Here is a 13,127-nt window from a genome sequence, read left to right as displayed (position 1 = left end):
AACTATCTGGCTGGAGTGGAAATTAAGAGTATGTTGCTACATTGCCCTCAGTGTTTCAATGCATTGTGGATCTTTTCTGCCAATGCTTGTGAAATACCCGGCACTTTTGCAATTTCCTCAACGCTGGCATTCAATAATGGTTGAAGTCCGCCCATATACTTCAACAGCATCTGACGCCGTTTTGGTCCAATGCCCTCAATCGACTCCAAGGCACTGGTATTCTTGACCTTCGCCCGTTTCTGACGATGGCCGGTTATCGCATGATTATGGGAATCATCACGAATATGTTGAATCACGTGCAACGCCGGTGAATCAGACGGCAGGGAGATGCCCTCACCTTCCGGCACAAAAAACAGCGTTTCCAAACCGGCTTTGCGATCCGCCCCTTTGGCGATGCCAATCAGTAACGGTTTGCTTTTGTCCCACGGCACCTCCAGCGAGTTAAAGACGTCAATGGCCATACCGAGCTGGCCCTTGCCGCCGTCAATGAAGATCACGTCCGGGATTTTGTTCTCTTCCAGCGCCTTACCGTAACGGCGACGCAGCACCTGCGCCATCGCTGCGTAATCATCGCCCGGCGTGATGCCGGTAATATTATAGCGGCGGTACTCTGAGCGCTGCGGACCGTTGCCATCGAACACCACGCAGGAAGCGATGGTTTGTTCGCCCATAGTATGGCTGATATCAAAGCATTCCATGCGATTAATTTCGGCCAGATGGAGCGTTTTCGCCAATTCTGCCATGCGTTGATGGATGGTCGACTGTTGCGCCAGTTTGGTAGACAACGCCGTAGCGGCATTGGTGCGCGCCAGTTTCAGGTAACGCGCGCGATCGCCGCGGGGTTTACTTTGAATGGCAATCTTGCGCCCCGCCAGTTCAGATAACGATTCCGCCAACAGCGTTTTTTCCGGCAGCGTGAAGTCCAGCAGGATCTCGCCAGGCAGCGTTCGCGCCTGGCTACCCTGCAAATAAAACTGCCCGACGAAGGTTTGCACCACTTCCGCGATATCGGTGCCACTCGGCACTTTCGGGAAATAGCTGCGGCTGCCAAGCACCTTGCCCTGACGAATAAACAGTACGTGCAGGCAGGCCATAGCGGATTTAAACGACACGCCGATCACATCCAGATCGTCACCGTTGCCGGAGACGAACTGCCGTTCAGTTACGCGCCGCACCGCCTGGATCTGATCGCGCACCCGCGCGGCCTCTTCAAAGTTCAGTTCCTTGCTGGCGCTTTCCATCCGCTCGATCAACTGATGCAGAACCTGCTGATCTTTGCCGGCCAGAAACAGCCGGACGTATTCGACCTGCCGCTGGTATTCGTCTTCACTCACCAGGCCGGCTACGCATGGCCCCAGGCAACGGCCAATCTGATACTGTAGGCAGGGGCGCGAGCGATTGCGGTAGACGCTGTTTTCGCATTGGCGAATCGGGAACAGCTTTTGCAGCAGCGCCAACGTTTCACGCACCGCATAGGAGTTCGGGAATGGCCCGAAATATTCACCTTTGGCGTGTTTGGCGCCACGATGGATAGCCAACCGTGGATGCGTGTCACCGCTGAGAAAAATCAGCGGATAAGATTTATCGTCACGCAAAAGAACATTATATCGTGGCTGATATAATTTAATGTAATTATGTTCCAGCAATAGCGCTTCTGTTTCGGTATGTGTAACAGTAACGTCTATTTGCGCGATATTTTTAACCAGGGTTTCCGTTTTACGGCTGCCGACCTGCAGGCGAAAGTAACTCGCAAGACGTTTTTTCAGGTCTTTGGCTTTACCGACATAAATAACCGTGCCAGTGGCATCATACATGCGATAGACGCCGGGCTGGCTGGTTACGGTTTTAAGGAATGCCTTCGCATCGAAACGCTCACTCACCGCTTAACAAAGTCTCCGCATTAAACAATCCATGTCGGATGGCCAAATGGGTCAACTCTACGTCACCGCTGATGTTCAGTTTGCTGAACATGCGGTAGCGGTAGCTGTTTACCGTCTTGGGGCTGAGATTCAACTGTTCTGAAATCTCGTTTACCTTTTTCCCTTTGGTAATCATCAACATAATTTGCAGCTCGCGCTCAGATAAACAATTGAACGGCGTTTCTGTCTGCGGTTCCAACTGGCTAAGCGCCATCTGTTGCGCAATGTCCGAGGCAATATAACGTTGACCGGCATGTACCGAACGAATGGCATTTACCACATCCTGCGGCGCCGCACCTTTGCTCAGGTAGCCGGCGGCTCCCGCCTGCATCACCTTGGCCGGCAATGGGTTCTCGGTATGGATGGTCAACATGATGACCTTGATGTCGGGTACGTAACGCACAATTTTTCGCGTGGCTTCCAGCCCCCCGATACCCGGCATGTTCATGTCCATCAGCACGACATCTACCGCGTTGCCGCGGCACCATTTCACGGCATCTTCACCGCACTGGGCCTCACCGACAACTTTTATGCCTTTGATATCTTCAAGAATGCGTCGTATCCCTGCGCGCACCAGTTCGTGGTCATCAACAAGAAGAACGCTAATCAAGGAAAAATCTCCAAAAAAAGGGGAGTACGCAATCAGCCTCTGTAATCGCACCCGATATTACTTGTTTTTCAGCAAAGAATGAATACAGATTAATACGTACGTCCGAATAACTTTGCGGAGCAGGCCTAATTTTACCTATTTTCTTGGTGGTTCAGCCGATTTAGCCGTTTTGCTGCAGATAAGTGCAATCGCAGACAAAGAGACGTCTAGCCGTAAAGCAATCATACCGCATAAATCGGCAAAACCGGCGAATTTGTATTTATAAATAGGCTGTGATTACATTCAATAACATGCGCATCGAATACCTATTAACCATTTGGAAATATCTATGCACAATATTGTGTGTCGCTGCATGTCGATAACTATTCATTAAACGGCATCGCGCCACAAAGATAATTTTTGTTGCAGATTAACCGTCACTGGCAGCCTGCGGCGCGATATAAAGAAAACTCTCGGTCGAACGTTACACGTGACCGCGCGGTGCTATGCTATACTCCGCGCCCAGAAAACTGCACTGCCGCGCGCCAAAGTGAATTGGATCGCAGTTGGAGTGCATTAAACCGCGTTTATTCGGCTACGGCCTCAAAATCAGGAGATAAAATGAGCAACGTTGATTTCACTACGTCCGCAGATCCACAGACGCTGGCAACGGAAGTCGCCTGCCTGAAAGCCACCCTGACGCTGATCCTCAAATCGATCGGCCAGGCGGATGCCGGGAAAGTCATTATCAATCTGGAGCGGTTTATTGCGCAGATTGAAGATCCTGCGCAAGCGGAAGTGTTCAAGAACAGCCTGTTACAGATTAAGCATGCTTATCGCCAATAATTCTGGCCGTTTTCCGCTGACGGCTTGCCAGGCCCGCAATCGCAATGCGGGCCTGTTTCTTATCTCGCTGCAATGGGCTATGCGCGCCCTGGCTGCAAAATAAAACCACGCCGCATATCGCCACCAATGCGGAAATAGCGTACTTCGCCCGCTCGCAGAGTCATCGGCTGCTGGCCGTTGGTATCACGCCAGATGCACAGATCGTTTTCTATCATGTCCTGGCCAATACCCAGCGTATTATTGCCTACCGGCACGCGAAACTCGGCTTTTTCCTTGCTGGCCAACGACGCGGCAAATTCACCGTTCAAATAAACCCCGGTGCGGCACGAGCCGGCCAGCATGCCACTGTCACGCACGATGATTATCGTGGCATAAGGGGTCGTCGGCAGATTTTGATAAAGCATCAGGCGGCTCGGCGGCGCTGATTTTGCCTGTTGTGGCGGAACGGCCTGCGTGGCACAGCCTGATAACAGCACGGTGGTAATAAGTAACGCTGCGTAGTGCTTCATCCTGAACTCCTCGAAAAAACAAGCCCTGATAATAGCAAGATAAACGCCTGCTACCCCAGTTGAAAGCGGCAAGTGATGAAAAATAGGACTAGTTCCCACGCGCTGATGGCATGGCCTGCCCGCTTATTGCGCCCGGTCAGAGCACAAATAGCGCTTCTCACTGCGCAAGCAAGCTACCAAAAATAAGCATTGCGAACGTGGGAAATAACGCTCGCGGCACCGATAGTCACAACTTAAGATTATTCTCAGACTTGGGTAAGTTTAGGCTTATTTATCCGCAACTACCCAAACCGCGCATTGCGAAATGAAAATGATTGGCATGCGCAGCGTTATATTCCGGCCCGAGCGCATTGCCAAAAAAACCGCACCCGTCATTGAACACCTTGCGTAAATATATGCCGTTGTCGGTGGGTTTCGACCACTGTTTTTCTATTCTCAGCCGTTGGCCATTCGCCATGTGAAACCCGGAAACATCCCAGGCATCTGCCGTTGCATGTTCACTCAGACGCCCAGTTGGACGATGATAAATATTGCGGCAGGCATAACTGCCAAGATGATCGATGCGCGTCAGGCGAGTCCCTAATTGCCGTTGCGCCAGCGGTGCGGCGACCTGGGTAACAAACATGGTGCTGCTCAACGCCAGTGGGCAACTGGCCAGAAAGCTTGAGCTGAGCTTGACCTGGCCAAAGCCCTGTACGCGTATCGGTGCCGCAAGCGGACAGTCACCAGCGACATCGGCGACCTGGCGAAACGCCACGTAGCCGGCATCCCGCGCCTGTACCAACGCCGATCTGCACGCCTGCGGATCGTCCGCCAGCCGTTGCAGCTTCAGGCGCGTAATAAACGTCGGCGGATCGTTGACCGACAGCGGCGAAAACGGGTGATAACCTGGCGGCAATTGCCGCAGCCACCACGGCGCACTGCCCGCCATGACCAGTATGATCAGAATACCCATTCCCCACCGCCGCATAATTACCCTCGCCGAGGCTAAAACTTGAGTATAGGTGATGGCGACGTCGCGCTACCCTTAACGGGATGCAAACAAGAACCATTCTCACTTTTATTTTAACCACAACTTGGTTAGAATCCTCGCCGCTCTGGATAGGATTAATCCGAGCGCCAATCATGGAAAAGTGAATAAATAGGGACGCAATGAAAACCTACGGACTGTTAATTATATTGCCAATTGCCACATTAACCGGCTGTAGCCGATGGGAACGGCCCGGTGCCAATGATGTCGCCCGCCAGGCCGACTACGCAGCATGCGAAGCGCGTGGCTTCGATCGCTTTCCGCCGGATGTGGTGCGGGATATCGAATTTGATTACGGCGATAAATACGTCACCTGCGAAAAAAACAAGAAAACCTGCCCGAACGGCTATCGCTACGAGCCGCGACCGTCGTTGCGTACGGTGCAAAGCGATCGCAACCAGGATGCCCGCACGGCAACTATCGCCGCCTGCATGTACGGCAAAGGCTGGCACGAAAAAACCTATTATTGGCCACAGTGGTAATCCACGCCTGGTCGCTATTCGTCGTCACCGTGCGGCATACCGGTTTTCGGCCTGGTTTTATCTTCTTCGTGTGGCTTGTTTTTCGCCGTTGCTAACGCTTTGCCAATCAGCCACAGCAGTAATGGCATTAACAACAGGCATATTCCCAAGGTAATCAGCGCGTTGGTCATCCTTCTTTCGCCTGTTCAGAGGACATTATGCCTGAGTGTAGCATTTTTGAACCACTGCCGGCATTGCCTCAGCCGGTTCCAGGCCGGCAATCGCCGGCCTGGGTTGGCAGTTAGCGGATCACCATCACCGAGGTTTTCGCGTGTCGCACGATGGCGGCGGCGTTCGAACCAAGCAGGTAGGTTTTTACGCTGGGCCGGCGAGAGCCGATGACGATCAGATCGGCATCTATCTCTTCGGCCAGTTGCAACACTTCGTCACGCGGTGAGCCAAAACTGATGGTGTAGGCGAGCCGCTCCAGGGGAATATCCATTTCGGAGATTATTTTCTTTAGCTTATCAATGGCCTGTGTTTCAGCCTGATTTTCAAACTCTTTGATGCCGAACGAATAAGCGGTAACAAAAGCGGACGCATCCGGCAACGCATGGAAGAAATGCACCTTGGCGCCAGAGGCTTTTGCCAGATACTCCACGTGTTTAAGCGCGTTTTCCGTCAGTTTTTCTTCATCAATATCTACTGGCACTAATATTGTCTTGTACATATTCCGCCCCTTATTGAGTCGCTCTACTGAGCCTAGCTTACTGCTCTGCGATGATAAGGAGGAATCTGTTAGGCGTTTTTTGTGATCGGCCAGCGATTCTAAATAACCGCTTGAAAGTATTTAACAATAAATCAACAAAAACAGCCTGGTTATCATCCCGACAATCCCCGAAAGCCACAGAACAAGGTGGGCCCGCTATGCTTACCATTTCCCCACTATAAGGAAGCTTGAGCGATGAAACTGACGCCTGCCGTTATCAAGAAAGCACATTTGGCGATGTCGTTTTTATGGATCATTTTGGCGATACCGTCCGTCATCTGGTGGAAGAACAGCGTCCTGTGGGTGATTATCATCAGCATTTATGCCAACGTGGTCGGGCATCTGGCGGGCTATACCGCAGCCAGGGCAGATGAAGCGGCAGAGGCCGGCGAAGCGGAACAACGGCAAAAACGCTAGCGGTCCGTTACGCATGCCAAAGAACAGAAGCCGGCAGGCTTCTGTTTCTGGCGAGATGTTTCAGCGTTGGATGAAGTCCAGCAGATCCTGGTTAATCTGCGCCTTGTGGGTGCTGCACAAGCCATGCGATGCGCCGGGATAGACCTTTTCCTGCGCGTTCGGTAACAGTTTCAACGCGGCCTGGCTGGAGGAGATCGGCGGTACTATCTGATCGTCATCACCATAAATCACCAGGGTAGGAATGGTCATGCGCTGCAAATCCTCCCGCTGATCGGTGGCGGAAAATGCTGCAACACAATCATACAGCGCCTTGATGGAACCCTGCATGCCCTGCAACCAGAAGCTGTCACGCATCCCTTGCGATGGCTGTGAGTTCGGGCGATTGAAACCGTAGAAGGTCTCGGAAAGATCCTTGAAGAATTGCGACCGGTCGTTAACCACGCCGTCACGAATGCCATCAAATACCGACAACGGCAAACCGTTCGGGTTAAAATCGGTTTTCAGCATAATCGGCGGCACGGCGCCAATCAGCACCGCCTTGGCCACCCGTTCGGTACCGTGACGGGCAATGTAGCGTGCCACTTCACCGCCGCCGGTGGAATGGCCGACATGCACCGCATTCTGTAAATCCAGCGCCGCCGTCAACTCTGCCAGATCGTCGGCATACTGGTCCATGTTATGGCCATCCCACGGCTGTGAAGAACGTCCATGCCCGCGACGGTCGTGCGCAATCACTCGATAGCCGTGTGACGCGAGGAACAGCATTTGATCTTCAAAAGCGTCCCCGGACAGCGGCCAGCCGTGACTGAACACTACCGGTTGGCCCTCGCCCCAATCTTTGTAATAAAGCAGAGTGCCATCTTTCAGCTTGAGCGTAGTGCTATTGGACATCGTTATACTCCATGTAGTGATGGGAAAGGCGTATTTGCGTTCAGGTTACGCCCCTGACGTGACAAACCAATGTCATTAAGTATGGACTAGCGAATGGCACTCTGCGTAGCCCGCAACGCCTGCAGATGCAGCAACGTCCATGCGCGACGTATTGAGTCGCATGATTTCCATGATCTGTTTTGCAGGTCAGTTGCCGCCGTGCGGCATGAGTTTTGCCTGTCGAGGCGTGGCTAACGCGCCAAATGGGCTTAGCCATCCTGCCGTTGCGGCAGACGCATGATTAATTTTCAGGGCATATATCAGCAACGGCAAAGCCTCCGCCAGCGCAGGCTGAAAAACCTAAGCAAATGATTTTGCTGTCACCTGGCCGGCGACGCGCAGCGCAGCCGCTGCGCAACTTACCGCCCGCCGTCGTTTTTCGCTCTCCCATCGATAACCATCGGCGGCAACGCTGTCGGCGATATGGCTTACATCACCCCACATTAGTTTTTCTCATGCGATTTTTTAAGCCGTTTTATTATCAAAGAGATAGCCTCGCCAGGGACTGTTAATTTGCGGTAACCAGGAGTAACCTTGCGCCCCCTGAACGCCCGCCCAGCCTGGCTGGCGTCATCAGCACATGCGTTTCGACGTACGCTGAGATTATGCGCTGATGAAAATATTGCACTATCTTAAAAAGCCGGCACCGCCGGGCTAAACGTATAAAAAACAGCCACAACAGAGCTGGTAATTCCATTCATGACAGGTAAAAACAGGACATCATCAGATGGTCGATCACGCTAAAAATACCGACAGCGACAACGCTGCATCAGAAGATAGCCTTCGAAGAAACCTTTCCAACCGCCATATACAACTGATCGCCATCGGCGGCGCTATCGGCACCGGTCTGTTTATGGGCTCAGGGAAAACCATCAGTCTGGCTGGGCCTTCGATCATTTTTGTCTATATGATCATCGGCTTTATGCTGTTTTTTGTTATGCGCGCGATGGGCGAATTGCTGCTGTCGAACTTACAGTACAAATCCTTTAGCGACTTCGCCGCCGATCTGCTCGGCCCATGGGCCGGGTTCTTCACCGGTTGGACCTACTGGTTCTGCTGGGTCGTCACCGGCATTGCCGACGTGGTGGCGATCACCGCCTACGCCCAGTTCTGGTTCCCCGAGCTTTCGCAATGGGTCGCTTCGCTGCTGTGCGTCCTGTTGTTGCTCAGTCTCAACCTGGCCACGGTGAAAATGTTTGGTGAAATGGAATTCTGGTTCGCCATGATTAAAATCGTCGCGATAGTCGGCCTGATCGTTGCCGGTCTGGTGATGATTGCCATCCATTACCCTTCTCCGAGCGGTACGGTGGCCTCGTTCTCCCATCTGTGGAACGACGGCGGCATGTTCCCTAAAGGCATCAGCGGCTTCTTCGCCGGTTTTCAGATCGCGGTTTTCGCCTTTGTCGGCATCGAACTGGTGGGCACCACGGCAGCTGAAACCAAAAATCCGGAAAAAGTACTGCCACGCGCCATCAATGCCATTCCACTGCGCATCATCATGTTTTATGTATGTTCGCTGATCGTTATCATGTCGGTAACGCCGTGGAACTCGGTGGTGGCGGACAAGAGCCCGTTCGTTGAACTGTTCGTGCTGATTGGCCTACCTGCGGCGGCCAGCGTGATCAATTTCGTGGTGCTGACCTCTGCTGCCTCATCTGCCAACAGCGGCGTGTTTTCTACCAGCCGCATGCTGTACGGCCTGGCACAACAGGGTGACGCACCTCAGCCCTTCGCCAAACTGTCCAAACGCGCGGTGCCGGCCAACGGTCTGACGTTTTCCTGCATTTGCCTGCTGAGTGGCGTGGTGCTGATTTATCTGATCCCGAACGTAGTGACGGTATTCACGCTGGTAACCACCGTATCGGCGATCCTGTTCATGTTCGTCTGGAGCATCATTCTGTGCTCATACCTGGTTTACCGTAAGCGACGCCCGGAACTGCATCAGAAATCGGTCTACAAAATGCCGGCCGGTAAACTGATGTGCTGGGTATGCATGGCGTTCTTCGCCTTTGTACTGGTCTTGCTGACCTTGCAGAGCGACACCCGCCAGGCACTGATGGTAACGCCGCTGTGGTTCGTGGTGCTGGGCATCGGCTACGGGCTGGCGCGCAACAAAAAACGCGCCTGATGCGGGTTCAGGGGATGTCAGACATCCCCTGCTCGCCTCACTTCGACGCTTAGCCCTCGGTGAGCGTATCCGGCTTGGCCCTGCGCCGAATGCGCAGTTCGCTGACGATCACCCCAATAACGATCAACGCACCGCCGAGCAGCGCAATGCCCGGTAAACGCTCACCGGCCATGCGCCCGACAATCCCTGCCCATACCGGCTCGCCGGCATAAATCACCGTGGCACGCGTCGGCGACACGCTACGCTGGGCCCAGTTCATGGTAACCTGGATCAACGCGCTGGCGATGCCCAGCCCAACCGCGCTGTACAGCAGATAATTGGAATACGCCGGTATGGACTCCCCGGTGGGCGCCATCATCAAAAACGACAGCAGCGACGCGGTAGCCAACTGCACCAGGGTGACGCGTTTGACGTTTACCTTACCGGCGTAGGCGCCAATCAGGATGATTTCGGCCGCGATCGCCAGCGTGCTGACCAGCGTCAGGATCTCGCCCAGGGACAGCGTCATTTCATTACTGCCAGGCCCGGCCATCAGCATCAGGCCGGTAAACGCCAGCAGTACGCCAAGCCACGACATGATGCCGGGAAAGCGCCCCAGCACCAGCCATTGCAGCAATGGTACGATCGGCACGTACATCGCGGTGATGAAAGCGGACTGACTGCTACTGATGGTCTGTAACCCAACGGTTTGCAAACCATAGCCAAACATGATGGAAATACCAATAAACGCGCCAGCCTTGAATTCGTACCAGGTCAGGCCGCGCAGGCTACCCAGCGAAAACAGCGCCAGCGCCAAGGTGGCGGTGCCAAATCGCAGCCCGACAAAGAAAAACGGGCCGCTGACCATCATCGCGTGATGCACCGCCAAAAAGGTGCCGCCCCAAATCATGGTGATAAAAATAAGTATCGCCTCCTGAGGTTTTATCTTCAGAAACAGGCGAGAGAAAAAGGATTTTTTGACCGATGACACCGACTTGCCCTTCATGCAGAGTGCAATATAATGCACAGATCCTGCCAGTATGAGGCATCAACAGACAATGAGCAATATAATGCACAATGGAAAGCCCGACGCGCTGCGGGTGCTGCAATACCTCAGCAGCAATGTGCGGGGATACCGCCAACAGGCGGGCCTGAGTCAGATGGCGCTGGCCGGGCTCTCTGGCGTTAGCCGGCGGATGCTGGCGGGGATCGAGGCCGGCGATCGCAACGTCAGTCTGGCCGTGCTGGACAAACTGGCGGCAGCGCTTGAAGTATCATTTACCGATTTGATTCAGGCACCTGACGCGCGCGGCAATCACCTGATTGGCGAATTGGCCTGGCAAGGTAACCAACCGCAGAGTCAGGCCATTCTTGCTGCCAGCGTACCGGCCCGGCAGCGCGTGGAGCTGTGGCAATGGACGCTGATGCCCGGCGAGCACTACGACTCGCTACCGGATGCGCAAGGCTGGCACGAAATCATTTACGTGGTCAGCGGCAGCATGACGCTGATCCTGACGCAACAGACGTTGACCCTGAGCGCCGGCCAGACCCACGTGTTCAACAGCGATCAACACTATGCCTATGCCAACCGCGGCAGCGAACCGCTACGGTTTATCCGCAACGTGACGTTTTAGTCGTCATTGTCGGCCCGCTGTTCCGGCAGTTCCTCCAGCGGCGGCTGAATGCCTTCCGAAATATAATCCTTGGCGGCAAAAACGCGCTGATTGCCAAGTCGATCCTCGACCACAACGTGCTTTATGGCGCCGCTTGCCAATAAAATCCGCTTGATACCACGACACTGATCCATCGGGGTTGCTCCAGCTGTTGCACATCCCTTCAGTGTATACCCAAAATAATGCCGTTACCGATGACGACTCGGCTAGCGTAGAGGTTATTGCTGTTGCAGCCAACGCTGCAACTGTTCGACGGCGCTGCCGGGCGCGATGGGTTGCGGCGTCAACAGACAGTAACTGCTGCCGTCCTGCTGAAAGCCAAACGGCGCCACCAGCATGCCGGCGTGAATATCGTCGCGCACCTGCCGCCATGGACCGATGCCGATGCCGAGCCCGGCGGACGCGGCCTGCAGGCTGAAATAGAAGTGATCAAAACGCTGTTGCGCCAGCCCGTCGAGCGTCATCCCCTGCGCTTGCGCCCAGTCGTCCCACGCCGTCGGTCGCGTCGCGCTGTGCAGTAGCACCGCATCGCGGCGCAGGCGGAGATCGCTGCCACTGCCCTCGACAAAACGCGCGAGTGCTTCCGGTTTACAGACCGGGCCGACCTTCTCGGCAAACAGCACGCAACTGTAAATATGGCGCTCCCAGGCAAAGTCATTGCGGCGAATCGCCAGCGTAATGCCATCGTGAAACACCACCGGCCCGCCACCCGCTACCAGTTGCACGTTGATTTCCGGGTGCGCCTGCTGGAACGACGGCAGACGTGGGATCAACCAGCGCATTAACAGGGTCGGCTCGCAGGACAGTACGATCGGAGCCTGCTGCGCCTGGCGATAGAGCCCCTGCACCGCGTGCTCAAGAATGCCAAACGCCTGCTGAGTGGCGTGGAGCAACGTGCTGCCGGCGGCGGTGAGATATACCCGCCGATGACGCCGTTCAAATAACGCCAGCCCCAGCTCATCCTCCAATGCGCGCACTGCCCGGCTGACTGCGCCATGCGTCAGATTCAGCGAGCTCGCCGCCTGGGTAAAACTTTCCAGCCGGGCGGCGGCCGCAAAACAGCGTAGCCCGCCCAACGAAATCTGCCGGCCGATTTTAGGTGATATTTTCTCACTGATATCGTCAGTTTTCATCGTTTGTCCCGCGACTCCCTTTCCGCCACAATCCGCCTTCTCTTACGCTTCATCAAGCAGGGCAACTATGACCGAATTTATCGCCGTCGTCACCATTACCTTACTCGCCGTCATCAGTCCGGGACCGGACTTCGCCATGGTATCGCGCAACAGTTTGTTGAACTCCCGGCGCAGTGGGATCCTTACCGCCATTGGCATCGGTTCCGGTGTGTTGATCCATGTCGGCTATACGCTGATTGGCGTTGGGGTGCTGATACAGCAGTCGCTGTGGTTGTTTAACCTGCTGAAAATCATCGGCGCTGCCTATCTGATCTATCTGGGCGTAGGCATGCTGCGACAGGCCGCTGCCCCGTCGGCGAATGCCGAGCGCGCCGCTAACGCCATCGGTGATTTTAACGCACTTAAAACAGGTTTTCTGACCAATCTGCTGAATCCCAAAACCACCATCTTTATCGTCAGTCTGTTTATGCAGGTGGTCAACCCGCATACCTCGCTCGGTATTCAGATCGCCTACGGTCTGTTTATTGCCATTGCGCATATCATCTGGTTCAGTTTGGTCGCGCTGCTGTTTTCAACGCCGCGTATCAATGCGCAGTTCCTGCGTTTGCGCAGCGGCATCGACCGGCTGTTCGGCAGTCTGTTGATTGCCTTTGGCGGATTGCTGGCGCTGGCCGGTATCCGTTAACGCCGCACGCGCCAACTTGCCGGTTAGCTTCTATGCTTAGCGATGGGGTTTTATTCAGC

The 13,127-nt window shown here is 54.5% G+C and carries 16 protein-coding genes; 6 read left to right on the top strand and 10 right to left on the bottom strand.

Going from position 1 to position 13,127, the window contains the following annotated elements; translation table 11 throughout:
* Positions 1-47: 47 nt before the first annotated feature.
* Both uvrC and uvrY read right to left on the bottom strand, forming a co-directional pair.
* Positions 48-1,880 (bottom strand): excinuclease ABC subunit UvrC, encoded by a 1,833-nt coding sequence (gene uvrC / locus ACCC84_RS02405; protein ID WP_273867517.1) that lies wholly within the window; start codon positions 1,878-1,880, stop codon positions 48-50.
* Positions 1,873-2,529, bottom strand: coding sequence for a UvrY/SirA/GacA family response regulator transcription factor (uvrY, locus tag ACCC84_RS02400; protein WP_039992225.1), 657 nt, complete (start codon positions 2,527-2,529; stop codon positions 1,873-1,875). The genes uvrC and uvrY overlap by 8 nt, the downstream gene beginning before the upstream one ends.
* 600 nt (positions 2,530-3,129) lie before the next feature.
* On the opposite strand from uvrY, the gene ACCC84_RS02395 reads away from it, so the two are divergent.
* Positions 3,130-3,354, top strand: a complete 225-nt coding sequence (locus ACCC84_RS02395) for a DUF2594 family protein (RefSeq protein WP_004964465.1) — start codon at positions 3,130-3,132, stop codon at positions 3,352-3,354.
* Positions 3,355-3,431: 77 nt separating this feature from the next.
* Here the strand turns inward: ACCC84_RS02395 and ACCC84_RS02390 are convergent, their stop codons facing one another.
* Together ACCC84_RS02390 and ACCC84_RS02385 are read right to left on the bottom strand one after the other, a co-directional pair.
* Positions 3,432-3,863: a hypothetical protein gene (locus ACCC84_RS02390; RefSeq protein WP_004964469.1), complete on the bottom strand. Its 432-nt coding sequence runs from the start codon at positions 3,861-3,863 to the stop codon at positions 3,432-3,434.
* Positions 3,864-4,134: 271 nt separating this feature from the next.
* Entirely contained in the window at positions 4,135-4,833 is a 699-nt protein-coding gene (locus ACCC84_RS02385; RefSeq protein ID WP_198772712.1) for an extensin-like domain-containing protein, read from the bottom strand.
* 182 nt (positions 4,834-5,015) lie between these two features.
* On the opposite strand from ACCC84_RS02385, the gene ACCC84_RS02380 reads away from it, so the two are divergent.
* A complete protein-coding gene (locus ACCC84_RS02380) occupies positions 5,016-5,375 on the top strand; it encodes a hypothetical protein (protein WP_004964476.1) in 360 nt (119 codons plus the stop codon).
* A 14-nt stretch (positions 5,376-5,389) separates the two neighbouring features.
* Here ACCC84_RS02380 and ACCC84_RS02375 read toward each other — a convergent pair whose 3' ends face one another.
* Both ACCC84_RS02375 and ACCC84_RS02370 read right to left on the bottom strand, forming a co-directional pair.
* Positions 5,390-5,545: a hypothetical protein gene (locus ACCC84_RS02375; protein WP_004964484.1), complete on the bottom strand. Its 156-nt coding sequence runs from the start codon at positions 5,543-5,545 to the stop codon at positions 5,390-5,392.
* Positions 5,546-5,655: 110 nt separating this feature from the next.
* Entirely contained in the window at positions 5,656-6,084 is a 429-nt protein-coding gene (locus tag ACCC84_RS02370; protein ID WP_004964499.1) for a universal stress protein, read from the bottom strand.
* Positions 6,085-6,318: 234 nt separating this feature from the next.
* Here ACCC84_RS02370 and ACCC84_RS02365 point away from each other — a divergent pair, with 234 nt between their 5' ends.
* Positions 6,319-6,540 (top strand): hypothetical protein, encoded by a 222-nt coding sequence (locus ACCC84_RS02365; RefSeq protein ID WP_004964500.1) that lies wholly within the window; start codon positions 6,319-6,321, stop codon positions 6,538-6,540.
* Positions 6,541-6,600: 60 nt separating this feature from the next.
* On the opposite strand, the gene ACCC84_RS02360 is transcribed toward ACCC84_RS02365, so the two are convergent.
* Entirely contained in the window at positions 6,601-7,431 is an 831-nt protein-coding gene (locus ACCC84_RS02360) for an alpha/beta fold hydrolase (RefSeq protein ID WP_004964504.1), read from the bottom strand.
* A 766-nt stretch (positions 7,432-8,197) separates the two neighbouring features.
* On the opposite strand from ACCC84_RS02360, the gene cycA reads away from it, so the two are divergent.
* On the top strand, positions 8,198-9,598 hold the full coding sequence (gene cycA / locus ACCC84_RS02355) for a D-serine/D-alanine/glycine transporter (RefSeq protein WP_004964510.1): 1,401 nt from the start codon (positions 8,198-8,200) through the stop codon (positions 9,596-9,598).
* Between the two features lie 49 nt (positions 9,599-9,647).
* On the opposite strand, the gene ACCC84_RS02350 is transcribed toward cycA, so the two are convergent.
* Positions 9,648-10,568, bottom strand: coding sequence for a DMT family transporter (locus ACCC84_RS02350; protein WP_371901657.1), 921 nt, complete (start codon positions 10,566-10,568; stop codon positions 9,648-9,650).
* Between the two features lie 67 nt (positions 10,569-10,635).
* Here ACCC84_RS02350 and ACCC84_RS02345 point away from each other — a divergent pair, with 67 nt between their 5' ends.
* A complete protein-coding gene (locus tag ACCC84_RS02345) occupies positions 10,636-11,211 on the top strand; it encodes a helix-turn-helix domain-containing protein (protein WP_198772715.1) in 576 nt (191 codons plus the stop codon).
* Here ACCC84_RS02345 and ACCC84_RS02340 read toward each other — a convergent pair.
* Both ACCC84_RS02340 and ACCC84_RS02335 read right to left on the bottom strand, forming a co-directional pair.
* Positions 11,208-11,384 (bottom strand): hypothetical protein, encoded by a 177-nt coding sequence (locus ACCC84_RS02340; protein WP_004964516.1) that lies wholly within the window; start codon positions 11,382-11,384, stop codon positions 11,208-11,210. The two genes, ACCC84_RS02345 and ACCC84_RS02340, sit on opposite strands and share 4 nt — an antisense overlap.
* A gap of 84 nt (positions 11,385-11,468) precedes the next feature.
* A complete protein-coding gene (locus ACCC84_RS02335; protein WP_371901504.1) occupies positions 11,469-12,383 on the bottom strand; it encodes a LysR family transcriptional regulator in 915 nt (304 codons plus the stop codon).
* Positions 12,384-12,450: 67 nt separating this feature from the next.
* Here ACCC84_RS02335 and ACCC84_RS02330 point away from each other — a divergent pair, with 67 nt between their 5' ends.
* Complete coding sequence (locus ACCC84_RS02330) at positions 12,451-13,068, top strand: LysE family transporter (RefSeq protein ID WP_198772716.1); 618 nt, start codon at positions 12,451-12,453, stop codon at positions 13,066-13,068.
* Positions 13,069-13,127: the final 59 nt, after the last annotated feature.

This window comes from Serratia odorifera (genome assembly GCF_041448735.1).
Classification (GTDB): domain Bacteria; phylum Pseudomonadota; class Gammaproteobacteria; order Enterobacterales; family Enterobacteriaceae; genus Serratia_F; species Serratia_F odorifera.
The sequence above is the reverse complement of the archived record's forward strand: the minus strand, read 5'-3'. Positions and strand labels throughout refer to the sequence as shown.

Bases quoted from the DNA above. Each gene is read 5' to 3' on its own strand.
- ACCC84_RS02395 (WP_004964465.1), top strand. From the start codon at position 3,130: ATGAGCAACGTTGATTTCACTACGTCCGCAGATCCACAGACGCTGGCA.
- cycA (WP_004964510.1), top strand. From the start codon at position 8,198: ATGGTCGATCACGCTAAAAATACCGACAGCGACAACGCTGCATCAGAA.
- ACCC84_RS02380 (WP_004964476.1), top strand. From the start codon at position 5,016: ATGAAAACCTACGGACTGTTAATTATATTGCCAATTGCCACATTAACC.
- ACCC84_RS02340 (WP_004964516.1), bottom strand. From the start codon at position 11,384: ATGGATCAGTGTCGTGGTATCAAGCGGATTTTATTGGCAAGCGGCGCC.
- ACCC84_RS02365 (WP_004964500.1), top strand. From the start codon at position 6,319: ATGAAACTGACGCCTGCCGTTATCAAGAAAGCACATTTGGCGATGTCG.
- ACCC84_RS02370 (WP_004964499.1), bottom strand. From the start codon at position 6,084: ATGTACAAGACAATATTAGTGCCAGTAGATATTGATGAAGAAAAACTG.
- ACCC84_RS02385 (WP_198772712.1), bottom strand. From the start codon at position 4,833: ATGCGGCGGTGGGGAATGGGTATTCTGATCATACTGGTCATGGCGGGC.
- ACCC84_RS02330 (WP_198772716.1), top strand. From the start codon at position 12,451: ATGACCGAATTTATCGCCGTCGTCACCATTACCTTACTCGCCGTCATC.
- ACCC84_RS02360 (WP_004964504.1), bottom strand. From the start codon at position 7,431: ATGTCCAATAGCACTACGCTCAAGCTGAAAGATGGCACTCTGCTTTAT.
- ACCC84_RS02375 (WP_004964484.1), bottom strand. From the start codon at position 5,545: ATGACCAACGCGCTGATTACCTTGGGAATATGCCTGTTGTTAATGCCA.
- ACCC84_RS02345 (WP_198772715.1), top strand. From the start codon at position 10,636: ATGAGCAATATAATGCACAATGGAAAGCCCGACGCGCTGCGGGTGCTG.
- ACCC84_RS02390 (WP_004964469.1), bottom strand. From the start codon at position 3,863: ATGAAGCACTACGCAGCGTTACTTATTACCACCGTGCTGTTATCAGGC.
- ACCC84_RS02335 (WP_371901504.1), bottom strand. From the start codon at position 12,383: ATGAAAACTGACGATATCAGTGAGAAAATATCACCTAAAATCGGCCGG.